This window comes from Stenotrophomonas sp. STEN056 (assembly GCF_056759635.1).
Window position 1 is genome coordinate 51,654 of sequence record NZ_JBRRDL010000014.1, and the last position, 23,576, is coordinate 75,229.

Sequence of the window (23,576 nt, forward strand, 5' to 3'; positions counted from 1 at the left end):
GCGCGGCGGGACTGCGGTGGGTTGGGGATTGTAGCGGTTCGATTTTTGGGTGGCTGTTTGGGCCTGGATGAAAGCAATAGCCAACCCCTCCCCGGCCCTCCCCTTCGCTGCGCGAAAGGGAGGGAGTAAAAGCGGGTTTCACCGCAATCCGACAGACCATGGACTACCGCCTCTCCCTTTGCTGCAGGCAAGGAGAGGACTGGGGAGGAGTGCCTTTCACGGTGGACCAGTACAGTCCCCAGCTTGCCCTCACCCAACCCCTCTCCCGCCAGCGGGAGAGGGGCTTTGTTTCAGTGTTGCAACCGTTGCGTGCGTGTCTGCTGGTCCACCATCGCCGCATCCAACTGCGCCTGCAACTCGGCCTGATTTACCTGCGCATCGAGCACGAACACCTTGACCCCGTGCGCCGGCACTTCGGCCTTGAGTGTGCGCTTCACTTCTACGCTGCCACCATCCAGCGCGTCGCGCCATTGGCCGGGCTGCAGATAGCGGCTTACCTCGAACGTTTTCGCCGCACCGCCCTTGTTGAGCAACACCAGCGCGGTCTGCGTGGTATCGCCCTGTTGCAGTACGCGGAAGAACACTGCCCCCTCACCCTGCAACCGCTCATTCACCTGTAATCCCCGCTGCAACGCCGGCGTGGCCTGGCGCAGCGTCGCAATGCGCTGCAGTGGCGCAAAGATGGGACTCTGCGGCGCCGCATCCACACGTTCCTGGCCGAAATAGGCGCGGTTACCGGCATGCTCGGCGCGGCTGCGCATGAAACCCGTCTCTGAGCCGTAGTACAGCACCGGGATGCCGCGCGCGGTGAACAGCCAGTTGTGTGCGTCGATGAAACCGCTGTCGGCAGCATCCAAACGCGCCATGTCGTGGTTGTCGTAGAAGCTCATCAGCTCGTATAGATTTGCATACGGGCCACCGCTCAGGTGCAGCGGTTCGGCCAGTGTTTCAAAGCCCTTCTGTTCCTTGCCGAACACCGAGGACATCGCGCCGCGCAACGGGAAGTCCAGCACGCTGACGTTGGCATTGGCCGGCCAGGTGTGTTCAGCAATCTTGCCGGCGTCGTAATCAAAGGCCTCGCCAAACATGAACATGCCTGGATGCTTTGCGCGGATGCGCTGCACGAAGGCATGCCACCACGGGTGCGGCAGCCAACCGATGGTGTCGATGCGCAATGCATCCACGCCCTGCGCGGTCCATTGCAGGTAGGCATCCACCAGGTAATCCATTACCGCCGGGTTGTGCTCGTTGAAGTCACCCAACTCGGCGAGGTTGCCGTCGAAGATCGAGCCCTTGCTGCCATCGACTGGGCCGACGTTGTTGTAGAAGGCATGCAGCGTGTTGTGCTTGGGGTCGAGTTTGTCGGGGGCCAGGTTCTGGTGGTCGGCGATGAGCGTGCCGTTCTTGTCGAATATCTGCCCGAACTGCGGCTGGGTGACCGGCATGGTCCACGCCGGTGAACCGTGGTTGCCGACGATGTCCAGCACCACTTTCAGACCGGTCCCATGCAGACCCTTGGTCAGGCCGGCGAAGTCCAGGTCGGCGCTGGGCAGGTGTTCGTCGAGCTTGTAGAAATTGACGCCCCAATAGCCGTGGTAGCCAGTCTTGCCACGATCGGTCAGCGTGCTGGTGCAGCTGATCGGCTTGCTGCCAGTGAAGGCCTGGTCCGGGTTGTCGATGATGGGCGTGATCCACACCGCGCCGAAACCGAGGCTACGGATATAGCCGGCGTTGTCCAGCACACCCTTGAAGTCGCCCCCCAGGTAACCGATGTTGCCGTCCACCTTGTCCGGGCACGGAACCGGAATGTCGAAGGTGCGGTGCGCGCCGCCCTGCTCGCGCTGGTCGTTGCTGGTATCGCCATTGACGAACCTATCGGTGACCACGAAGTACACCGCATTGCTGGCAAACGGCTCGGTGGTGCCGATGTACTCCGGCCGATCAACCGCCAACGCAGCACTGGAAACCAGCACCAGGGAAACCGCGACAGACAAACGCTTGAGCATCACACCACCTCCGATTGCGAGGGAACCCGCAGTACACACAGGCCCGCCACGAACAGGCTGCAGCCACCCAATACCAACACATGCATCGGCACACCGCCCAGCCATGCGCGCAGCGCAAACCCCAACGCACTGGCCGCGACCAGCTGCGGAATCACGATGAAGAAATTGAAGATGCCCATGTACACGCCCATCTTGGTGGACGGCACGCTGTCGGACAGCAGCGCATACGGCAGCGAGAGGATCGACGCCCAGGCAAAGCCCACGCCAACCATCGAGAGCAGCAGCCATTTGGGGTCGCTGATGAACATCAGCGAGATCAGCCCCAACCCGCCGAGCCACAGATTGATGAGGTGGCTCCAGCGCAATCCCATCGCCCGCACCATCAGCGGGATCACCAGCGCGGCCAGTGCTGCAAAGCCGTTGTAGGCACCAAACAGTACGCCCACCCAGTTGGCGCCTTCGTTGTAGGCGGCCGACTGTGGGTCGCTGGAGCCGAAGTGCGTGCCGGCGACGGCGGCGGTGGTGTAGATCCACATCGCAAACAGCGCGAACCACGAGAAGAACTGCACCCATGCCAGCCGCCGCATCGTCACCGGCATGCTGCGCAGGTCACCAACGATGGTCGCCAACATGTGGGTGCCGGGCACGATGCGGGCCACGCCCAGCAGCAGGCCATAGCCCGCGCACAAGCCGGCCAGCACGTACAGCATGCGGTCGCCTTGTTGCCAGGCAATCAGGGCAGCCAGCAGCACTCCCAACGCCGACCAACCGAGGATGCGGCTCCATTGCGGCGGGCCGGCCAACGGCGCGGCTGCATGCACTGCGGAAGGCTCGGCATCGTCGAAGCTGGCCAATTCGGCCGGCGAATACTCGCGCGTGCGGATGACGGTCCAGGTAATCGCTGCCAGCAGCACCGCCGCACCAAAGTAGAAGGCATAGCGCACGGTGTCCGGCACCTGCCCGGCCGCCGCGGTATTGGCCACGCCGAAGTGCGCCAGGATGTAGGGCAGGAAGCTGGCGATGATGGCGCCCACACCAATGAAGAAACTCTGCATTGCATAGCCGCTGGGGCGTTGGCGCGGGGCGAGCTGGTCGCCGACAAAGGCGCGGAACGGCTCCATCGACACATTGATCGAGGCATCCAGCACCCACAGCGTGCCGGCAGCAATCCACAGCGTCGGCGAGTTGGGCATGACCAACAGGGCCAGCGTGGTCAGCACCGCGCCAATCATGAAGAACGGGCGACGACGGCCCCAGCGTGTCCAGGTGCGGTCGGACAGGTAGCCGATCACAGGTTGCACCAGCAGACCCGTCAGCGGCGCGGCAATCCATAAGCCCGGCACGGCATCCATCGGCGCGCCAAGCGTCTCGAAGATGCGGCTTGCATTGGCGTTCTGTAGTGCAAAGCCAAACTGGATACCCAGAAAGCCGAAGCACATGTTCCATATCTGCCAGAACGACAGCTGCGGTTTGCTTTTCATCAAGCGCTTCCCCCCTCCGGGAATCACGGATGCAATGTCTGCGCGGTTGCGCCGGGCCATGGTAGAGGGGTGCCCGCGGATGCGCACCGCTGGTGCATACGTATTCAGTGCCCCGGGCGCCCATGACGCCCCGCAGCAACGCCGATAGTGAGGGCACCTGCTTTCCGCACCTGCATCTGGAGTTGATGACCGACATGGCCCAACCGCGCCCCGCCTTCCCGCTGTTCCGCCTGAGCATGGCTTTCGCACTGCTGCTTGCCGGCCTGCCGGCCGCCCATGCTGACGACCTGGCCCGCATCAGTTCGCCCGGCGATGTATTGACCGTCACCGTCGAGTCGCATCACGAAGGCCGCCTGGCCTACCGCGTGGCACGCAAGGGCGAGCCAGTGATCGCGCCCTCACGGCTGGGCATGCTGTTCAACGATGGGCGCCTGGAGCGCAACCTCGTGCTGACCGGGCAAAGCAGCCGCAGTGTCGATGAAACCTGGGAACAGCCCTGGGGCGAGCGCCGTCTCACCCGCAACCACTACAACGAACTGCGCGCCAGCTTTGCCGAAAAAACCGGCGGCGGACGCCAGCAGGGTCGCCGCTTCGATGTGGTCTTCCGCGTCTACGACGATGGCGTCGGCTTCCGCTACGAATTCCCGCAACAGCCCGCGATGCAGCAGGCACAGATCAATGCCGAACTGACCGAATTCACCCTCGCCCGCCCGGCAACTGCGTGGTGGATTCCCGCCTTTGAATGGAACCGCGAGGAATACCTGTACCACCACACCCCGCTCAACCAGATCGGCACCGTGCAGACCCCGCTGACCCTGCGCAGTGACAACGGCCTGCACCTGTCCATCCATGAAGCAGCGCTGCTGGACTATGCCGGCATGAACCTGGCGCGCGGTGATGGCGATGTGCTGCATGCTGCACTCACGCCTTCGGGCAATGGCGCGCCGGTGGTGCGCACGTTGCCGTTCAATACCCCGTGGCGCACCGTGCAGGTGGGCGAGAAGGCCGGCGATCTGGTCGAGTCCAGCCTGATCCTCAATCTCAACGAGCCCAATGCGATTGGCGATGTCAGCTGGTTCACGCCGGCCAAGTACGTCGGGGTGTGGTGGTCGCTGCACCTGGAAACCGAAACCTGGGCCACCGGCCCCAAGCACGGCGCCACCACCGCCAATACCCGCCGCTACATCGACTTTGCCGCCGCCAACGGCTTCCGCGGCGTGCTGGTGGAAGGCTGGAACCCGGGCTGGGATGGCGACTGGTTCGCCAACGGCTGGGGCTTTGACTTCACCCGCGCCACCGCGGATTTCGATCTGCCTGCACTGGCCCAATACGGCGCCGGCAAAGGCGTGCATCTGATCGGCCACCACGAAACCGCTTGCGCAGTCAGCCACTACGAACGCCAGTTGCCGGCAGCGCTGGATCTGTACGCGCGCAACGGCGTGGACGTGATCAAGACCGGCTATGTCTGTGATGCCGGCGACATCCAGCGCCAGGACACCGCCAATGGCCCGGTGACGCGCGAATGGCACGAAGGCCAATGGATGAGCAACCACAACCTGCGCGTACTGCAGCAGGCGGCGGAAAAACACATCGCCATCAACTCCCACGAGCCAATCAAGGACACCGGCCTGCGCCGCACCTGGCCGAACTGGGTATCGCGCGAAGGCGCACGCGGCATGGAGTTCAACGCCTGGGGCAACCCACCCAACCCGCCCGGCCACGAAGCCACGCTGGTGTTCACCCGCATGTTGGGCGGACCGATGGACTACACGCCCGGCATCGTCAGCCTGAAAGGCCGCAACGGCCTGCCCCTTCGCAGCACGCTGGCCAAGCAGCTGGCGCTGTACGTGGTGTTGTACAGCCCGATCCAGATGGTGGCTGACCTGCCCGAGCATTACGCGCAGCACCCGGAGGCATTTCAGTTCATCAAGGACGTTGCCGTGGACTGGGACGAAAGCCGCGTGCTGAATGGCGAAGTGGGTCAGTACGTCACCCTCGCCCGCAAGGCGCGTGGTAGCGACGAATGGTTCGTCGGCAGCGTCGGTGATGAACAAGCGCGTGCGTTGCAGGCATCGCTGTCGTTCCTCGATCCCAAGCGCCGCTATCGCGCCGAGATCTACCGCGACGGCGACGGTGCGAACTGGGAAACCCAGCCCTTCGCCTTCGTCCGGGAAACCCGTGAGGTGCGAAACACCGACACGCTGGCCTTGCCCTTGGCCGCCGGCGGCGGTGCAGCGGTGCGGTTGGTGCCGTTGGATTGATCCAAGGCACCCGTAGGAGCCGCCTTGGCGGCGAAAGCTGGTGAAGCCTGATCCGCAAGGACGATGCGCAATTGCAGATATTCCGGCAGCTGCGTCGGCAACAGCTTCGCGGCCAAGGCCGCTCCTACGGGCGCTGCGCCTCTCCGGAAGCGTTTTCAAGGCCATTTCGCCACCGCAAAACTCATTGAATACGTATGCAGGAAGATTCCCGCACGTTGCCCGCTGATTACCATGCGAGGCATGTCGCGAACAGCCGCAACACACCGGCGACAAGTGCCCAGATCGCATTTGGCACGACAAAAAGAACAACCGACGACATTACCTGGGAGGGGAGAATGTTGAACACCAAGCGCAATCTATTGAGCGTGGCGCTCGCATCTGCAATCACGCTGACCACCACCGGCGTGCAGGCACAGACTGCGGACGAAGAAGCCAAGAAGGCTCAGGCCGAAGCCACCAACCTGGATACGGTCACCGTCACCGGCATCCGCCGCGGCATCGAGAGCGCCATCTCGGTCAAGCGTGACGCGACCTCGATCGTCGAGGCCATCTCGGCCGAGGACATCGGCAAGCTGCCGGACGTGAGCATTGCCGAATCCATCGCGCGCCTGCCCGGTCTGGCCGCACAACGTGTAGCGGGCCGCGCCCAGGTCATCAGCGTGCGCGGCCTGTCGCCCGACTTCGCCACCACCTTGCTCAACGGCCGCGAAGTGGTCAGCACCGGCGACAACCGCAGCGTCGAGTTCGACCAGTACCCGTCGGAGTTGATCAGCGGCGTCACCGTGTACAAGACGCCCGATTCCGGTCTGGTCGGCCAGGGCCTTTCCGGCACGCTGGATCTGCAGACCGTGCGCCCGCTCAGTTACAACGAGCGTGTCATCGCCGTCAGCGGCCGCTACCAGAAAAACTCGCTGGGCGAAGCCGCCGGCGAAGACCCGTACGGCAGCCGCATCAACTTCAGCTATGTCGACAAGTTCGCCGACAACACCATCGGCCTTGCCATCGGCGTCTCCCACTCGGAGATGTCCAAGCAGGAAAACCAGGTCGGCCTGTACGAACCGTGGCAGGAACTGGGGGGTGATGGCTGGCGCCCGGGCGTCGCTGCCGGCACCTACTACTCCGACGGCATCAAAGCCCTGCGCCGAACCGGCCATGCAAAGCGCGATGGTGTAATGGCGACACTGCAGTTCCGGCCGAACAACAGCTGGACCAGCACGCTGGACGCCTTTTACACCAAGGCCAAGGAATACGACACGGCCAACCAGATGGAAATCCACCTAGGCGACTACAACGGCGGCTACGACAAACTGAATCTCACCGACGTGGTGGTGGGGAGCAACGGCAGCTTCGAGAGCGGCGTTGCCCACAACGTGTATCCGCTGGTACGCGGCATGTACAACAACCGCGAAGACACCATCAAGGCCATCGGTTGGAACAACGAATTCAACTTCGGTGACGTGCGCGTGGTTGCCGACGTCAGCTGGTCCAAGGCCGAGCGTGACGAGCTGAACCTGGAAAACAACCTGCAGCTGCTGCCGGCACCTGCGCTGGATTCGGTTGCCCTGAACTTCGCCGGCGGCAAGTTCCCGCAGTTCACCCCGGGCCGCGACTACTCCGACTACAGCACGTTGTTCCTGACCAACACCATCTACGGCTCGGGCTACGGCAAGACCCCGCATGTGGATGACGAGCTGAAGGGCTTCAAGCTGGCCGCCACCTTCCCGGTGCCGGAAGGCTTCAACTGGTTCTCCGACTTCGACATTGGCGTGAACTACGCCGACCGCAGCAAGAACAAGACCCAGGCCGAAGGCAACATCAATCTTGGCGCGCAGGGCATCAGCAGCATCGCCGCCGACCTGCAGTACAAGCCGGTGAACCTGGGCTTTGCAGGCGCCGGTTACATCCCGGCCTGGAACGTGCCGGCTGCGGTCGGCCGTTACATGGTGTTCAACCCGACCACCACCGAAAGCTATCTGATTCCCAAGCAGTGGACGGTGGATGAGGAAATCACCACCACCTTCCTGCGCGCCAACATCAGCACGCACATCGGCTCGATTCCGGTGCGCGGCAATATCGGCATCCAGGCCCAGCACGTTCGCCAGTCATCCAACTCCAATTATTGGGACGGCGGGCAGCCGGTCGGCAGCCAGGTGATTCCAATCAAGGACGGCAAGAGCTACATCGATTTCCTGCCCAGCCTGAATTTGGCCTTCGAGCTGCCGGCAGACAACACCGTGCGCTTCGCTGTGGCCCGCCAGGTGGCGCGCCCGCGCGTGGATGAACTGCGCGCGTCGATGGAGTTCGGCGTGGACACCAACAAGGGCGAGCCCGGCGCCAGCGGCGGCAACCCGAATCTGGATCCGTGGGTGGCCAACGCGGTCGACCTGTCCTGGGAAAAATACTTCGGCAACAAGGCCTACGTGGCTGCCGCCGTGTTCTACAAGGACCTGAAGACCTACATCTACACCGAGAAACGCGACGGCTACGATTTCACCCAGCAGGTGGACGCATGGCTGGAAGCCAATGGCATCAGCCTGCCGCCGGGCGTGGTAGTCGACAAGACTGGCACCTACACCGCGCCGTTCAACGGCAACGGTGGCAGTCTGCGCGGTGCCGAACTGACTGCATCGTTGCCGTTGGACCTGTTCTTCGACAGCCTGCGTGGTTTCGGTGTGGTGGCCAGTGCCAGCTTCAACGACAGCGACATCAAGATCAAACCGGACCCGGCCACCACGTCCAGCGTGGGCAGCGAGCCAATCATGCTGCCGGGCCTGTCCAAGCGCGTGTACAACTTCACCGCCTACTACGAGAACAGTGGCTTTGAAGTGCGCTTGAACCAGCGCAAGCGTTCGGACTTCATCGGTGAGATCGGCAACTTCAACGGCGCCCGCACCCTGCGTTACGTCAAGGGCGAGGACGTCCTGGATGCACAGATCGGCTACAGCTTCGGCGACAGCACGATGTTCAAGGGCCTGAGCCTGTTCCTGCAGGCCAGCAACCTGACCAATTCCATGTACGAGACCTACGCCGGCACCAAGGACCGTCCGCTGGAAACCGTGGAATGGGGCCGCAGCTACCAGGTGGGTGTGAACTACAAGTTCTAAACCGTTCTGACTGGAAGGGTATTGACGGCCCGCGGCTTATGCAGCGGGCCTTTTGCGTTGGCGGCGAAGCTGCTGCAAAGGCTACGTTGACGCTTGATGGGACTGTAGTTCAGCGAGTTGGTGCTTCTGCTGGTGCTTCGGAAGTTATGCCGTCATTCCCGCGCAGGCGGGAATCGCTCTGGCTCTGGTTCTGGCTTTGCTCTGGTTCCAGCTTTGCTCTGTCTTTGCTCTCGCTCTGTCTTTGCTCTCGCTCTCGCTCTCGCTCTCGCTCTGGCTTTGCTGTGGCTGTGGCTGTGGCTGTGGCTTCGCTTCAGCTCTGGCCTTGAGCATCTCCTTCTCCCGCTTGCGGGGGAAGGTGCCCGGAGGGTGGATGGGGGGAGCTTTGGTTTTGACTTGGTTTTAGAAGCGCCCTCACCCCAACCCCTCTCCCGCAGGCGGGAGAGGGGCTTTAGCGAAAGCAAAAAACAAAAAAGGCGGAGATGCTATCTCCGCCCGCACAAAAGAGAGAACAATAAAACTCAGCTGCGTCGCGCGCAGTACACCGCGTGTCCAGGCAGTACCAATTCGCCAGCCTCAACAACACCCGCCACCGGGCCTGGCAGCGCCAACGCCTGCCACTCACCCGCCGGCAACGCATGCCGCACGGCCTCGCCCGACAGATTGAAGGCCAGCAACAACGTCTCATCGCCAGACTGGCGCTCAAACAACAACACCGGCTCAGCGCTATCAAGGAAGCGAATCGAACCCTCGACCAGCGCCGGATGCGCCTTGCGCCAGTTCAGGAAGCTGCGGAACGCATGCAGCACCGAGTCACCGTCAGCTTCCTGTGCATGTACCGACAGTGCCTGATGCTCAGCCGGAATCGGCAGCCATGGCTTACCGCGGGTGAAACCTGCCAACGCACCGTCGGTCCACGGCATCGGCGTGCGGCAGCCGTCACGGCCCTTGAAGTTCGGCCAAAAGGTGATGCCATACGGGTCCTGCAGTGCCTCGAACGGCACATCGGCCTCGCCCAGGCCCAGCTCTTCGCCCTGGTAGATGCACACCGAACCGCGTAGCGAACACACCAGTGCCGCCAGCATCTTGGCAAGCTGTGGATTGGCCGGATGCCCGCCCCAGCGCGTCACCGCACGCTGCACATCGTGGTTGGACACCGCCCAGCACGGCCAGCCGTCCAGCATGGTGGCCTCCAGCTTTTCCACCGTGCTGCGGATGTATTGCGCGCTGTAGTCATCTACCAGCAGCTCGAAGCTATAGCCCATGTGCAGGCGGCCTGGTGCGGTGTACTCGGCCGTGGTGGCCAGCGAGTCTTCCGAGGAAATCTCGCCCAATGTCACCGCGCCCGGGTACTGGTCCAGCAACGCGCGCAGGCGCTCCAGGAAGCCAATGTTCTCCGGCCGCGTGTTGTTGTAGTAGTGGTACTGGAACGCATACGGGTTGTCCGGGCTGAAACCACGGCCCACGCGCTGGTCTTCCGGCTTGGGTGGGTTGTCGCGCAGTTGCGCGTCGTGGAAACAGAAGTTGATCGAATCCAGACGGAAGCCATCCACGCCGCGGTCCAGCCAGAACTTGACGTAATCCAGCGTGGCCTGCTGCACGGCCGGATTGTGGAAATCCAGGTCCGGTTGCGAGGACAGAAAATTGTGCAGGTAGTACTGGCGGCGGCGCGGCTCCCAGCGCCAGGCCACACCCCCGAAGATCGACAGCCAGTTGTTGGGCGGGGTGCCATCTCCGCGCGCGTCGGCCCATACGTACCAATCGGCCTTTGGGTTGTCGCGGCTTTCGCGGCTCTCCTTGAACCATGCGTGGTCCACCGAGGTGTGGCTGAACACCTGGTCAATCATCACCTTCAGGCCCAGCGCATGCGCCTTGGCCAGCAGCCGGTCGAAGTCGGCCAGGTTGCCGAACAGCGGGTCCACGTCGCGCTGGTCGGCGATGTCATAACCAAAATCGGCCATCGGCGACTTGAAGAACGGCGACACCCAGATCGCGTCCACGCCCAGCGAGGCGATGTAATCCAGCCGCTCGATGATGCCCGGCAGGTCGCCTACCCCGTCACCATCGGTGTCCAGGAAGCTGCGCGGGTAGATCTGGTAGATGACGGCACCACGCCACCATGAAGTCTTCGACATTGACCGCCCCCTCCGGGCCTTGTTGCCCCCGAAAGGGCCAAAAACGTATGCCGGCCAGCTTAGCGGCGACGCTTTGCCGGTGGTGCTGCTTGCATACGTATTCACTGTCGCAGGCCCCAATGCCAGCCCTTCGCGCCAGTCTTTCGCCCGCACCGCCTATAATCGCCCGGTACCCCAAGAAGCAACCGTATGAGCCTCGTCGAAGACCTCCGCCCCGCGCTGGGCCTGCCTGCCATCCAGACCCTTGCCGCACCGGACATGGCTGCCGTCGATGCCCTGATCCGCCGGCGCCTGTCCTCCGACGTGATCCTAATCAACCAGATCGCCGACCACATCATCTCCGCCGGTGGCAAACGTCTGCGGCCGATGCTGGTGATGCTGGCCGGCCATGCAGTTGGCGGCGCCGGCCCCGAGCACCACCAGCTGGCGGCGATCATCGAGTTCATCCACACCTCCACCCTGCTGCACGACGATGTGGTCGATGAATCGGACCTGCGCCGTGGCCGCAGCACCGCCAATGCGCTGTGGGGCAATGCGCCCAGCGTGCTGGTCGGCGACTTCCTGTACTCGCGCAGCTTCCAGTTGATGGTCGAGCTGGACCGCATGCCGGTGATGCAGATCCTGGCCGACACCACCAACCGCATCGCCGAAGGCGAGGTGCTGCAGCTGCTGCACGTCCACAACCCGGACACCGACGAAGCTGCCTACCTGCGCGTGATCGAGCGCAAGACCGCGGTGTTGTTTGCCGCCGGCACGCGCCTGGGCGCACTGGCCACCGGCGCCGACGAAGCCGTGCAGCAGAAGCTCTACGACTACGGCATGAACCTGGGTTATGCCTTCCAGATCGCCGACGATGTACTGGACTACTCAGCCAATGCCGACGAACTGGGCAAGAACCTGGGCGACGACCTGGCCGAAGGCAAGGCCACCCTGCCGCTGATCCACGCCATGGCCCACTCCGACGCAGCTACCCGCCAGCGTCTGCGTGAAATCGTGCAGGACGGCGACGCCAGTGCCATGCCGGAAGTGCTGGCTGCCATCCACGCCACCGGCGGCCTGGATTACAGCCGCAAGCGCGCCGTGGAATATGCCGATGCCGCCGAGCAGGCGCTGGCTGGCCTGGCCGAATGCGACGCGGTCGCCGCCCTGCGCGGCCTGGCCCGTTACGCCGTCGAACGCAGCCACTGATCGCGATGGCAGGCCTGCAGCAGTTCAACGAGGACGAACGCGCCGTGCTGTTGGCGGTGAAAGGCGTCGGTGCCACTGTGGTTTCGCGCTTGGAACAACTGGGATTTCATTCCCTGCAGCAACTGGCCCAAGCCGAAGCCGGCGATGTCGTCAGCCAGGCTTCGGCCATGCTGGGCAGCAGTTGCTGGCGCAACAGCCCGCAGGCACGCGCAGCGATCAGCGGGGCGATAGAGGCGGCAAAAAGCCAGCAGTGATTAAGAATCGGCGGTCTTACGCAGCTTCCATGGAGCCTCCTCAAGACAGTTGACTCCTACGCAGACACAAGCGGCATCAGCCGCGAAACCGGGAATCTCCCGGTTACCGCCAGGAGCCGCAGTTCGACAATCCGCGAGCACCGACTTTGCTGCGCGTTGCGGGATTACCAGCTTCGCGGCCGAGGCCGCTCCTACAACGACGAACTCAGGCAGCGCTGGCTGCCACCAGCGCATCATCCAACTCCCCGGCACGCAGCGATGCCGGCCGTTGCAGATGCACCGCGCAGTACTCCTGGAACACCGGCTTGGCCTCCAGTTCGCCGATGTGCATGTAGTAGCTCAGGAACGACGCCATATACAGATCGGCGACGGTGAAGCCATCGCCCACCAGATAGCGTTTGCCAGCCACCGCGGTTTCCAATGTGCGCATCAGATCCTCGGCAGTGCCGTAGCCGGCTTCCATCGGTGGTGCCAACGCGCCGTGCCGGCGGTCGGTAACGAAGGCTTCCAGCGGCCCGGCCGCGAACAACACCCAGCGGTAGCACTCGCCGCGTTCGGCGCTGCCCACCGGCGGCAACAAACCTTTCCAGGGCGCCAGATCCGCCAGGTGCAGGCAGATTGCCGCGTTCTCGGTGATCACCGTACTGCCCTGCAGCAGGGCCGGCACCTTGCCCATGGGGTTGATCGCCAGGTACTGCGCGGACTTCATGCTGGTGCCGTACTCCAGTATCACCGCGTCGTAGCGCAGGCCGGTTTCCTCCAGCATCCAGCGGGTGATGCGGCCGCGCGACTGCGGGTGGGTATGGAAGGTGAGCGTGTCGGACATGTCAGGCACCTGCGTTGTAAGGAGCCCACAGTGTGCGCAGGGGCTGCTGACAGCCGCTGTCAGCAGTGATCCATCAGTTGTCCGTCATGCATTGCACGCGCCAACGCTTCAACAACTGATGACGTTGCGCTGGATAGCGTTGTGCGGTGTCTTCCAGCGCCAACAAACGATCGGCGCGGAAGTGCCTGAAATCACCACGCATCTCGCACCATGCCGCGAGCATGCGTACATCGGCCATGAAGGCCATCGCGAACGGCCAGATCATGCGCTCACTCACCCTGCCCTCGACGTCGCGATACTGGATACGCACCGCATGGCCATCGCGGATGGCGCGGCGCAATGCAGGCAACCACGGCTCCGGCGGCACCGCATGCCAGTGCGGTGCGAACAGGCCACTGGTTTCCACCTGCAGGCGCAGGGTTTCCGGCAACACGCTGGTGACCCGTTGCAGGGCGGTGTCAGCCGCAGCCGCCAGTTCTGGATCGCCATGCGATGCCACCCAGCGCGCGCCCAGCAGAATCGCTTCGAGTTCTTCGGCCGAAAACATCATCGGCGGCAGCAGGAAGCCGGGCCGCAACTGATAGCCGATACCGGGATCGCCCGCGATATCAGCCCCCTGCCCGCGCAACGCATCGATATCCCGGTAGAGCGTGCGCAAGCTCACTTCCAGCCGCTGCGCCAGTTCGGCACCGCGCACCGGCGTGCGGCGGTGCCGCAATTCGTCCAGCAGGTGCAGCAAGCGGGTGGCGCGTTGGCTCATGGGCAGATCCGGAACAGGCAGCAGGTCAGCATAACGGCAGCCAGCGCCGGGAAGGCCGCACGTCATCAACAGTCCGCATTTATCCCGCCCAACCAGGCAATAGACAAGCCCTATCGGAGTGAACGAATCATTTGATTACTTATTTAACGGTTCCATGGTTACAGTCAGGGCAATTCATCCCCCAACGCCAGCAGGAGCCAGCCATGAGCAACGACACCAAGCCGACCTGTCCGTACCACAGTGCCCCGTCACCGGAGCAGGCCGCACAGTCGCAGCGCGACACCAGCACCACGCCCAAGCAGAAGCATGGCGATGCGCCGGTCACCCCGATGACCACCGCCTTCGGTGCGCCGGTGGTGGACAACCAGAACAGCAAGACCGCCGGCCCGCGCGGCCCGCTGCTGATGGAAGATGTGTGGCTGCTGGAAAAGCTCGCCAACCTCAACCGCGAGATCATTCCCGAGCGCCGCATGCACGCCAAGGGCTCCGGCGCATTCGGCACCTTCACCGTCACCCATGACATCAGCAAGTACACCCGCGCCAAGCTTTTCTCGGCAGTGGGCAAACAGACCGAGATGTTCGCCCGCTTCACCACCGTGGCCGGTGAGCGCGGCGCAGCCGATGCCGAGCGCGACATCCGTGGCTTCGCACTGAAGTTCTATACCGAGGAAGGCAACTGGGACCTGGTGGGCAACAACACGCCGGTGTTCTTCCTGCGTGACCCGCGCAAGTTCGGCGACCTCAACAAGGCGGTCAAGCGCGACCCGCACACCAACCTGCGCAGTGCGCGCAACAACTGGGACTTCTGGACCCTGCTGCCGGAAGCGCTGATGCAGGTGACCGTGGTGATGAGCGACCGCGGCATCCCGCGCAGCTTCCGCCACATGAACGGCTTTGGCTCGCATACCTACAGCTTCACCAATGAAGGCGGCGAGCGCTTCTGGGTGAAGTTCCACTTCGTCACCCAGCAGGGCGTGCAGGCCCTGACCGATGCACAGGCCGAAGTGCTGGTGGGCAAGGACCGCGAGAGCCACGGCCGTGACCTGTTCCAGGCCATCGAGCGCGGCGAGTTCCCGAAGTGGAAGCTGTTCGTGCAGATCATGCCGGAGCTGGACGCGGAGACCTACCGCATCCACCCGTTCGACCTGACCAAGGTGTGGCCCAAGAGCGACTATCCGCTGATCGAGGTCGGTGAATTTGAACTCAACCGCAACCCGGAAAACTGGTACATGGATGTCGAACAGTCGGCCTTCGCACCGAGCAACCTGGTGCCCGGCATCGGCCCGTCGCCGGACAAGATGCTGCAGGCCCGCCTGTTCGCCTATACCGATGCGCAGCGTTACCGGCTGGGCGTGAACCACCACCAGATCCCGGTCAACGCCGCCCGCTGCCCGGTCTTCAGCAACCACCGCGACGGCACCATGCGCGTGGACGGCAACTACGGTGGCCTGCCGCATTACGAGCCCAACAGCTATGGCCAGTGGCAGGAGCAGCCGCAGTACCGCGAGCCGGCGCTGAAGATCCGTGGCGATGCCGACTTCTGGAATTTCCGCGAAGACGACAACGACTACTTCAGCCAGCCCGGCGCACTATTCCGCAGCTACAACGCCGAACAGAAGCAGCGCCTGTTCGAAAACACCGCGCGCGCCCTGGGCGATGCACCGGACTTCATCAAGCAGCGCCACATCGACAACTGCAACAAGGCCGACCCGGCCTACGGTGCCGGCATTGCCGCGGCATTGCAGAAGCTCGCCAGCGCTGCCCCGGCCGATCCATTCGCACCGCCGCCGCACCCGGGCAATGATTTCCCCGCCGCGACTCCCGGTGCCGAGGACATCGAGCTGTAATCCACCCGCCCAACCGGCTGCAACACCGCCCGCCTCGCGCGGGCGGTGTTGTTTCCGGGAACAGTCGGGCAACCCTGCCCGCCCTTCCCGCCCGCCCCCGTTCCGGGGTTAACATCCCGCTCTGCCACCCATTGCAAGGAATCTACGACATGAGTCTGACCGACGACCTCCTCTCCCAGCTGCAGGGCGCTCCGCTGCAACAGGTTTCCCAGCAATTGGGTATCGATTCCCAGCAGGCCTCCGGTGCCATCAGCGCCGCCCTGCCGCTGCTGATGGGTGCACTGGGCAACAACGCAGCCAAGCCGCAGGGTGCTGAAGCTCTGCTGGGCGCGCTGCAGAACAACCACAGCGGCCTGGACATCGGCAGCGTGCTGGGCTCGGTGCTCGGCGGTGGCGGCGGCAGTGCCGCTACCAATGGTGCTGGCATCCTCGGCCACATCTTCGGCGGCAATGAAGGCCGCGCCGAAGCCGGCCTGGCCCAGGCCACTGGCCTGAGCCCCAGCAGTTCCAGCCAGCTGTTGAAGATTCTTGCCCCGATCGTGATGGCCTTCATCGCCCAGCGCATGAGCAGCGGTGGCCAGGCCAACGCCGGCGGCCTGGCGCAGATCCTGGGCCAGGAGAAGCAGCAGGTGACGCAGGCCGGCGGTATTGGCGGCGGCCTGCTGGGCAGCGTGCTGGACCAGGACGGCGATGGTCAGTTCGGTGTCGGCGACCTGATCAAGCTGGGCAGCGGTTTGCTGGGCAGCGGCAAGCGCTGATAGAGCGGGGATTTGTGAGTCGTGAATCGGGAGTTGGGAATGGGGAATGGGGATTCGCAAGAGCACCCCTCCCCGGCCCTCCCCTGCGCTGCGCGCAAGGGAGGGGGTGGAAACCCGGCTTCGCTGCAAACTGACAGATCACGGCTAGTACTCCCTCCCTTGCGCATGGCGCAGGGGAGGGTTGGGGAGGGGTGCTTCGTTTCTGCTTCTGCTTTTGCGAATCCCTAATCCCCCATCCCCCATCCCCGCCCGAAATCACATCGCGTCCAGATCCCCCAGCGCGCGGATCAAGCGCCGGGCACGCTTGTCTGGCTTGTGTTCCGGGGCCTGGTAGCCGGTGCGTTCGGCGGCGCGACGCAGGCGCTGTTCCTCGCGCGCCTGTTTCGAGGCTGCGCTCTCTTCGTACAAGGTGTGCGCCACCGGCGCCGAGCCGCGCGTGTCGCTGAGCCCGCGCACGACAATCTCGAATGTTTCATCACCGCGCTGCACCCGCAGCGCATCGCCAAGGCGAATGCTGCGCGATGATTTGGGACGCTGCCCGCCCACGTCCACCTTGCCGGTATCCACGGCCTGTTTTGCCAGGCTGCGGGTCTTGAAGAAACGCGCGGCCCACAGCCACACGTCAAGGCGGATGCTGGGGATCGGTACGACTTCAGGGTTCATCGTTGTTCTGTTGTCTCCGTATCACGCGGGGTACATGCCTGTGGTCGGCACCCTCACCGGCAAGATGCTAGTGTGCCTGCCTCGTTGCAAACAGCGGCACCCAATGTCGAAAACCAGCCAAGCCCGCTCCCTTACCGAAGGCCCGATCGGGCGCAGCCTGCTGCTGTTCTCCCTGCCTATTCTCGCCGGCAATATCGCGCAGTCGCTGAATGGGTCGGTCAATGCGATCTGGGTGGGCAAGTTCCTCGGCGAAGCGGCACTGACCGCCACGGCCAACGCCAACAACATCATGTTCTTCCTGATCGGTTCGGTGTTCGGCATCGGCATGGCCGCCACCATCCTGATCGGCCAGTCCATCGGCGCCAAGGATCTGCCACAGGCACGCCGGGTGATGGGCACCAGCGCGACGTTCTTCATCGGCCTGTCGGCGGTGATCGCGGTGGCCGGCTGGTTCCTCTCGCACCGCCTGCTGCTGGCGATGGGCACGCCGGCCGAATCACTGCCCATGGCCGAGGCCTATCTGCAGGTGATCTTCCTGGGCATGCCGCTGATCTATGCGTTTGCCTTCATGACTGCGGCGCTGCGTGGTGCCGGCGATGCGCGCACGCCGTTCCGCTTCCTGCTGCTGTCGGTGCTGCTGGACATCTGCATCAACCCGCTGCTGATCTTCGGCCTTGGCCCGTTCCCGGAACTGGGCATTGCCGGTTCGGCCTGGGCTACGTTCTTCGCCCAGGGCCTGGCGCTGGCCGCAATGCTGCTGTACCTGCGCAACAAGCGTCACGTGCTGTGGCTGGGCCGCAAGGATGCCGCGCTGCTGAAGATCGACCTGACGATCCTCAAGGCGCTGGTGACCAAGGGCGTTCCGATGGGGCTGCAGATGGTGCTGATCTCGCTGGCGATGATCATGATGATCTCCATGGTCAACGCGTACGGCGTGGAGACCTCGTCGGCCTACGGCGCGGCGCTGCAGCTGTGGACCTATGTGCAGATGCCAGCGATGGCCATTGGCGCGGCATGTTCGTCGATGGCCGCGCAGAACGTGGGCGCCGGCCGCTGGGACCGCGTGCATGCCACCGCCCGCACCGGCGTGCTGTTCAACTTCCTGCTGACCGGCGCGCTGATCGCACCGATCATTCTGTTTGATCGCAGCACGCTGGCGCTGTTCCTGCCCGGCGACAGCCCGGCATTGGAAATCGGCCGCCACCTCAACCACATCGCGGTGTGGTCGTTCCTGTTTTTCGGCGTGACCTTCGTGATCTCCGGCGTGGTTCGTTCAACCGGCGCGGTGCTGCCACCGCTGTTGATTCTTGCCGTGGCGATGTGGGGCATCCGCGTGCCGTTCGCCAAGTGGTTGCAGCCGGTGCTGGGGGTGGACGCCATCTGGTGGAGCTTCCCGGTGAGCGCGTTCTGCTCGATGGTGATGGTGATGGCGTATTACCGTTGGGGTAACTGGCGCAAAGCCAGGATGCTGGAGAAGCACGCACCGCCCGATACGCTCGCCTCGCCTGCGGAAGTGGCATCCACCCCACCCGCGCCGGTGGCCGATGCCAACCCCGGGGTGGATTCTGACGAGGATGCGGTTGAGCAACCGGCGCTGCGTTGACGCGGGGCGCGGTGCAGTTCGTCTGCAGAAGCAGCCGCAGGTTGGGAGGGAGTGACACCTGGTCCCAGCGGGACGTTGTCCGAATCATGAGGGCAAAAGCCAACCCCTCCCCAAACCCTCCCCTTTGCCGGTGGCAAAAGGGAGGGAGCTGTAGCTGTAGTGCCGAGCCATGCTCGGCAGGGGCACTATCGGTGAAGCTTCTGCCGAGCATGGCTCGGCACTACCGTTGCTTGTGATCAGTACTTCCCGTCGAACGCGAAAATCGGCTTGCGCTGCTGCCACAGGCCCTTGGTGAAATCCGGGAATTCCAGGGTCTGGAAACTGTTGGCGATGGACTGCTCGGACAACGGCGTGATCGCGCTCCACGCCACCGCATCGTAGATGTCGATGGGCATCGGCGCCTGCGCCTTCAGTGCTTCGACAAAGGCGTGAATGACGAACCAGTCCATGCCACCGTGACCGGCACTGGCGGCGGTATCGGCATGCTGCTTCCACAGCGGGTGTTCGTACTGGTCCTGGTAGACCTTGAACTCCTCCCACTGGTGCGGCGGGCTGCGGCCTTCGATATGGATGCCGTGGTTGACGTCCATCCACAGGCCCTTGGTGCCCTGCACGCGGAAGCCCATCGAGTACGGGCGCGGCAGGGAGGTGTCGTGCTGCAGCAGGATGGTCTCGCCGTTGGCGCAGGCCAGCGTGGTGGTGACGATGTCACCGAGCTTGAACTTGACCTGGGTGCTGGGGTGGGTGGTGCCACCGCTCTTGGCCACGGTGTATTCGTGCAGGCCGCGCGCCTTGCTGGCGAACGCGTTGATGTGGGTGAAACGATTGCCGCGGTTGATGCCGGTGTACATCGCGCACGGGCCGATGCCGTGGCTGGGATACAACTCGCCGTTGCGGTTGACCGAATGCGCGGTACGCCAGCGCGCTTCCGACCAGCCCTTTTCACCGAACTCCACACCGCTGTCGTAGGGTTGGGTCGGGTCACCGGAGTTGAACTTCACTCCCCGCAGGTCGTGCTGGTAACCGGCCTGCAGATGCACCAGTTCGCCGAATACGCCTTCGCGCACCATCTGCAGTGCCGCCATTACATCGCGGCGGTAGCACACGTTTTCCAGCAGCATGTACGGGGTGCCGGTGGCGAGCTGGGTGTTGAGCACGTCCCAGTGGTCCTGCAGGGTGATGCCGGCCACCACTTCGCAGCCGACGGCAACCTTGGCCTGCATTGCGGCGATGGCCATCGGTGCATGCCATTCCCACGGCGTGGCAATGATCACGCCGTCCAGGCCGCGCTGCTCCAGCAGGCGCTTCCAGGCGTTCTCGTCACCGTCCTGGCCATACGCGCGCGGCGCCGGCTTGCCGGCCTTGGCCACCATGTCCATGGCGCGGCCCAGCATGATCGGTTCGATGTCGCACAACGCCACCACTTCGACGTCATCGCGGCGCACCAGCTCTTTCAGCAGCACCTGGCCACGCATGCCGGTGCCGATAACACCCAGGCGCATGACCCGGCCGCGCGCCCATGCCGGGGTCTGCGGCAACAGGCTGGTTGCGGCCAGTGCCGCGCTTGCCATGATGAATTCCCTGCGTTTCATTGCATTTCCTCTTTCATGAAACGTGCCGGTGCTGGCACGCGTATCGACATCACACTGACGGTGCCACCGCCCTCCCCTCCGCGCAATGCACGAAGGGGCGGGCGGTGGGCCGTCGTCATCAGAACTTGTAGGTCGCCGTCACGCTGTAGATGCGACCAAAGTTGTTGGCATAGCCGGCAAAGTTCATCCAGTCGTTCGGATCGTAGAACGGCAGGCGGTTGAACAGGTTCTTCACCGTCACCCCGACGCTCAGCTTCTCGATGGGCCGCCAGTTCACGCTGAGGTTGGCCGTCCACCAGGCCGGTGCGCCACCACAATGGCCCGGGGCCAGGTCCAGGAAGCTGCCGGTGCAGGTCTGCGCATTGTTGTCCTGCGCGTCGATGCGGTCGTAGGCCCACTTGGTGCCGCCGACATAGTTGACGTAGAAGCCGGTATCCCAGTTGCCGTAGGTCCAGTTGGTGTTGAACGTGGCGCGTACCTTCGGGTTGTTGTAGTAGCCCACCACGTTGCCGTAGTACCAGCCGTCACCGTTGTCGGAGTTGTACATGTTGCGGTTGGCGATCGTCGCGGCCACGCCGATGTTCAGGCGGCCCCATTCACCGAGGTCGAACCGGCTGCGCAGGTCCACATCGAAACCGTCGATCAGGGTACGGCCACGGTTGCTGTACTGGCCGATCACGCTGGCCACGTTGCCGGTGCTGTAACCCGGCAAGGTGCCCGGGCAGGCCACGCCGCTGGACGGGTCGTTGCACATGGCCGCCAGCGCAGCCAGGTTGGACAGGTCCGTCTCGGTGATCGGGAAGCGGGTCATCGAGTCGATGTCTTCTTCCTTGCTGTAATCCGGCGCGACGATTTCATCGCGGCGGTACACGAACCAATAGTCCGCCGACACCGACAGCCAATCGGTCGGCTCCAGCACGAAGCCCAGCGTGGCGATCTTCGCCTTCTCCGGCTTCAGGTCCTGGTTGGGCTGGGTCATGCGCGCCACGTTGCGGCTGCAATCGCTGTTCCACAGGCTGTTGCCCAGGTCCTGGTCGACAACGCGGTTGGACTGCCGCAACAGGCCGGCAATGGCATTGGTTTCGGCACAACGCACTTCATCGCGGTAACCGCCGATCTGCGCATACACGCCACCGCTGCCCGCTTCCGCCAGGCTCGGTGCGCGGAAGCCTTCCGAGTAGGTACCGCGCAGCATCAACTGCGGCAGTGCCTGGTACTTCAGGCCGATCTTCGGTGCGGCATTGGCGCTGAAGCCCGGGTACTTGTCCAGGCGCAGTGCCAGGTCCATTTCCAACTTGTCGGTAAGCGGCGCCACGGCTTCGGCGAACAGCGCGTAGGTGTTGCGCTTGCCATCGAACCACGAGCCGCCCTGCTGGGTAATCAAACCATTGGCAGCATCCGGGTTGCCCGGCGTGTAGAAGGTTTCGCGGGTGGCATTGAAGCCGAATGCCGCGCGCACTTCACCGGCCGGCATGTTGAACAGCGGGCCTTCAATCTTGCCGTCCAGGGTATGCAGGCGCGTCCACGACTCGATGTCAAAGGTCGGGAAGGCCTCGCGGATCAACTCCGCGTTGGCTTCGCTGATCTCGCCGAACTTGTAGGCCGGGTGATCGGAGATGATGACGCGGCCGGTGCCCGGGTCGATGGTGTACGGGCCGAAGGCTTTCTCGAAACCCTTCAGGTTGACGTTGGTAGTCTGGTAGGTGACCGAGTGCGAGCCGGCAGTGGCGAACGCGGTTTCCCAGTTCCAGTCACCGGCGCTGCCGCGCAGGCCGGTGACCACGCGGTAACTTTCGTCGGTATTGCGCTGGCCAAAGTGGCCACCGCCCACGTCCTGCAGCAGATAACCCAGGCCGACCACACCGCCCATCAGCGCCTTCAACTCCGGGCTGGCGTGGTTGTACTCGTTGTTCGGCCCCAGCCACGGCGTCAGGAACTGATTGACCGTGTTGCCGGTGTTGCGCGAGAACCAGCTCTGCGGGTTGCCGGTGGTGGTGCCATAGGCGCGCGGGGTGCCGCCGTTGGCATGCAGGTCGATATCGGTATAGGTGACCTCGGCAAAGGCCTCGGTAGTGTCATTCAACTGGAGGTGGCCGTTGACGTAAGCGGTCACGCGCTTGGAATCGGCACCGCCGTTGATCTGCCGGTTCATCCAGGTCTGCCAGATGCAGCGGGTGCCGCTGCTCACCTGCAACACGTTGTTGCAGCCCGGCGCAGCTTCATCAACACGCGCGCCGGTGGCCGGATCAATGGCGTAGTAATAGCCGGGGTTGAACACACCCGGCGCGCTGCCGGTATCCAGACGCAGGTTCTTGATGTAGTCCGGCGTGTTCACGTAGAACTGGCCCGGGTGCTTGAGATACCACTCGCTATCCGGAATGCCGTCGCGCTCATACAGATTGACGCTGGCATAGACGTTGTAACCATCTTCGGACATGTCGCCGAAGCCGCCGGTCACGCTGGCCTGCTTCTCGCCGAAGGAATCAAAGCGCGAGGCGGTGTCCCAGGTGCCGCTGACTTCCAGCCCCTGGTAGCTGCTCTTGGTGATGACGTTGATGACGCCGGCCACCGCGTCGGTGCCGTACACGGCCGAGGCGCCGTCGGTCAGCACTTCCATGCGTTCGATGACGGCGGCAGGAATGGCATCGATGTTGACGAACTGGGTCTGGAAGCCCGCCGGTGCGCCGTAGTACGACAGGCGGCGGCCGTTCAACAGCACCAGCGTGCCCTGTGCACCAAGGCCACGCAGGTTGGCCTGCGATGCACCGTCCGAGCCGCTGAACAGCGACTTGGAATCCACCTGGCCCGGCCGTGCGGCCGGCAGGTTGTCCAGTACCTGCAGCAGCGTGCGGGCACCCATGTTCTGGATGTCCTGCTTGCTGATCACCTGCACCGGCGAGGCCGTCTCCACATCCGTGCGGCGGATGTTGGAGCCGGTGACCTCAACGCGGGACAGCTCGGTGGTTTTGTCCTTTTCCTTGTCGGCACTGTCCTGCGCGAACGCAGGTGCAACGACGGCGAACAAGGCGCTGGCAACGGCCAGCGACAAGGGGGCGAATGTACAGCGGCGGGGCGTATGGCGGGCGGGCAACATCGGGTTC

General features: G+C 63.8%; 15 protein-coding genes. 7 read left to right on the forward strand and 8 right to left on the reverse strand.

Annotation, left to right across the window (positions count from 1 at the left end):
• Positions 1-290 precede the first annotated feature (290 nt).
• Both ACVOLO_RS09525 and ACVOLO_RS09530 read right to left on the reverse strand, forming a co-directional pair.
• Positions 291-2,006: an alpha-amylase family glycosyl hydrolase gene (locus tag ACVOLO_RS09525; protein WP_481570012.1), complete on the reverse strand. Its 1,716-nt coding sequence runs from the start codon at positions 2,004-2,006 to the stop codon at positions 291-293.
• Positions 2,006-3,487 (reverse strand): MFS transporter, encoded by a 1,482-nt coding sequence (locus ACVOLO_RS09530; protein WP_481570013.1) that lies wholly within the window; start codon positions 3,485-3,487, stop codon positions 2,006-2,008. Before ACVOLO_RS09530 ends, ACVOLO_RS09525 begins: the two co-directional genes overlap by 1 nt.
• A 236-nt stretch (positions 3,488-3,723) precedes the next feature.
• On the opposite strand from ACVOLO_RS09530, the gene ACVOLO_RS09535 reads away from it, so the two are divergent.
• Both ACVOLO_RS09535 and ACVOLO_RS09540 read left to right on the forward strand, forming a co-directional pair.
• A complete protein-coding gene (locus ACVOLO_RS09535; RefSeq protein ID WP_481570048.1) occupies positions 3,724-5,748 on the forward strand; it encodes a glycoside hydrolase family 97 protein in 2,025 nt (674 codons plus the stop codon).
• A 335-nt stretch (positions 5,749-6,083) separates the two neighbouring features.
• Positions 6,084-8,852 (forward strand): TonB-dependent receptor, encoded by a 2,769-nt coding sequence (locus ACVOLO_RS09540; protein WP_481570014.1) that lies wholly within the window; start codon positions 6,084-6,086, stop codon positions 8,850-8,852.
• Between the two features lie 518 nt (positions 8,853-9,370).
• Here the strand turns inward: ACVOLO_RS09540 and ACVOLO_RS09545 are convergent.
• Positions 9,371-10,984, reverse strand: coding sequence for an alpha-glucosidase (locus ACVOLO_RS09545; protein ID WP_481570015.1), 1,614 nt, complete (start codon positions 10,982-10,984; stop codon positions 9,371-9,373).
• A gap of 189 nt (positions 10,985-11,173) precedes the next feature.
• Here ACVOLO_RS09545 and ACVOLO_RS09550 point away from each other — a divergent pair, with 189 nt between their 5' ends.
• Entirely contained in the window at positions 11,174-12,172 is a 999-nt protein-coding gene (locus tag ACVOLO_RS09550; RefSeq protein ID WP_481570016.1) for a polyprenyl synthetase family protein, read from the forward strand.
• 5 nt (positions 12,173-12,177) lie between these two features.
• Positions 12,178-12,426 carry a helix-hairpin-helix domain-containing protein gene (locus ACVOLO_RS09555; RefSeq protein WP_481570017.1) on the forward strand — a complete coding sequence of 83 codons (249 nt, stop codon included), beginning with the start codon at positions 12,178-12,180 and terminating at the stop codon, positions 12,424-12,426.
• Positions 12,427-12,631: 205 nt separating this feature from the next.
• Here the strand turns inward: ACVOLO_RS09555 and ACVOLO_RS09560 are convergent, their stop codons facing one another.
• Together ACVOLO_RS09560 and ACVOLO_RS09565 are read right to left on the reverse strand one after the other, a co-directional pair.
• A complete protein-coding gene (locus ACVOLO_RS09560) occupies positions 12,632-13,252 on the reverse strand; it encodes a glutathione S-transferase family protein (RefSeq protein ID WP_481570018.1) in 621 nt (206 codons plus the stop codon).
• 73 nt (positions 13,253-13,325) lie between these two features.
• Positions 13,326-14,012, reverse strand: coding sequence for a helix-turn-helix transcriptional regulator (locus ACVOLO_RS09565; protein ID WP_481570019.1), 687 nt, complete (start codon positions 14,010-14,012; stop codon positions 13,326-13,328).
• Between the two features lie 203 nt (positions 14,013-14,215).
• Here ACVOLO_RS09565 and ACVOLO_RS09570 point away from each other — a divergent pair, with 203 nt between their 5' ends.
• The gene (locus tag ACVOLO_RS09570; RefSeq protein WP_481570020.1) at positions 14,216-15,859 is read left to right on the forward strand and encodes a catalase; all 1,644 of its coding nucleotides are present in this window, start codon (positions 14,216-14,218) and stop codon (positions 15,857-15,859) included.
• Between the two features lie 149 nt (positions 15,860-16,008).
• A complete protein-coding gene (locus ACVOLO_RS09575) occupies positions 16,009-16,617 on the forward strand; it encodes a DUF937 domain-containing protein (RefSeq protein ID WP_481570021.1) in 609 nt (202 codons plus the stop codon).
• 255 nt (positions 16,618-16,872) lie between these two features.
• On the opposite strand, the gene ACVOLO_RS09580 is transcribed toward ACVOLO_RS09575, so the two are convergent.
• Complete coding sequence (locus tag ACVOLO_RS09580; RefSeq protein ID WP_481570022.1) at positions 16,873-17,280, reverse strand: RNA-binding S4 domain-containing protein; 408 nt, start codon at positions 17,278-17,280, stop codon at positions 16,873-16,875.
• 103 nt (positions 17,281-17,383) lie between these two features.
• Between ACVOLO_RS09580 and ACVOLO_RS09585 the strand changes: the two genes are divergently transcribed.
• Positions 17,384-18,883 (forward strand): MATE family efflux transporter, encoded by a 1,500-nt coding sequence (locus tag ACVOLO_RS09585; protein ID WP_481570024.1) that lies wholly within the window; start codon positions 17,384-17,386, stop codon positions 18,881-18,883.
• 236 nt (positions 18,884-19,119) lie between these two features.
• On the opposite strand, the gene ACVOLO_RS09590 is transcribed toward ACVOLO_RS09585, so the two are convergent.
• Both ACVOLO_RS09590 and ACVOLO_RS09595 read right to left on the reverse strand, forming a co-directional pair.
• A complete protein-coding gene (locus ACVOLO_RS09590) occupies positions 19,120-20,475 on the reverse strand; it encodes a Gfo/Idh/MocA family protein (RefSeq protein ID WP_481570025.1) in 1,356 nt (451 codons plus the stop codon).
• Between the two features lie 118 nt (positions 20,476-20,593).
• Entirely contained in the window at positions 20,594-23,569 is a 2,976-nt protein-coding gene (locus tag ACVOLO_RS09595) for a TonB-dependent receptor plug domain-containing protein (RefSeq protein ID WP_481570027.1), read from the reverse strand.
• Positions 23,570-23,576 lie beyond the last annotated feature (7 nt).

Bases quoted from the DNA above. Each gene is read 5' to 3' on its own strand.
- ACVOLO_RS09575 (WP_481570021.1), top strand. From the start codon at position 16,009: ATGAGTCTGACCGACGACCTCCTCTCCCAGCTGCAGGGCGCTCCGCTG.
- ACVOLO_RS09585 (WP_481570024.1), top strand. From the start codon at position 17,384: ATGTCGAAAACCAGCCAAGCCCGCTCCCTTACCGAAGGCCCGATCGGG.
- ACVOLO_RS09540 (WP_481570014.1), top strand. From the start codon at position 6,084: ATGTTGAACACCAAGCGCAATCTATTGAGCGTGGCGCTCGCATCTGCA.
- ACVOLO_RS09590 (WP_481570025.1), bottom strand. From the start codon at position 20,475: ATGAAACGCAGGGAATTCATCATGGCAAGCGCGGCACTGGCCGCAACC.
- ACVOLO_RS09565 (WP_481570019.1), bottom strand. From the start codon at position 14,012: ATGAGCCAACGCGCCACCCGCTTGCTGCACCTGCTGGACGAATTGCGG.
- ACVOLO_RS09550 (WP_481570016.1), top strand. From the start codon at position 11,174: ATGAGCCTCGTCGAAGACCTCCGCCCCGCGCTGGGCCTGCCTGCCATC.
- ACVOLO_RS09570 (WP_481570020.1), top strand. From the start codon at position 14,216: ATGAGCAACGACACCAAGCCGACCTGTCCGTACCACAGTGCCCCGTCA.
- ACVOLO_RS09560 (WP_481570018.1), bottom strand. From the start codon at position 13,252: ATGTCCGACACGCTCACCTTCCATACCCACCCGCAGTCGCGCGGCCGC.
- ACVOLO_RS09525 (WP_481570012.1), bottom strand. From the start codon at position 2,006: ATGCTCAAGCGTTTGTCTGTCGCGGTTTCCCTGGTGCTGGTTTCCAGT.
- ACVOLO_RS09535 (WP_481570048.1), top strand. From the start codon at position 3,724: ATGGCTTTCGCACTGCTGCTTGCCGGCCTGCCGGCCGCCCATGCTGAC.
- ACVOLO_RS09595 (WP_481570027.1), bottom strand. From the start codon at position 23,569: ATGTTGCCCGCCCGCCATACGCCCCGCCGCTGTACATTCGCCCCCTTG.
- ACVOLO_RS09530 (WP_481570013.1), bottom strand. From the start codon at position 3,487: ATGAAAAGCAAACCGCAGCTGTCGTTCTGGCAGATATGGAACATGTGC.
- ACVOLO_RS09555 (WP_481570017.1), top strand. From the start codon at position 12,178: ATGGCAGGCCTGCAGCAGTTCAACGAGGACGAACGCGCCGTGCTGTTG.
- ACVOLO_RS09545 (WP_481570015.1), bottom strand. From the start codon at position 10,984: ATGTCGAAGACTTCATGGTGGCGTGGTGCCGTCATCTACCAGATCTAC.
- ACVOLO_RS09580 (WP_481570022.1), bottom strand. From the start codon at position 17,280: ATGAACCCTGAAGTCGTACCGATCCCCAGCATCCGCCTTGACGTGTGG.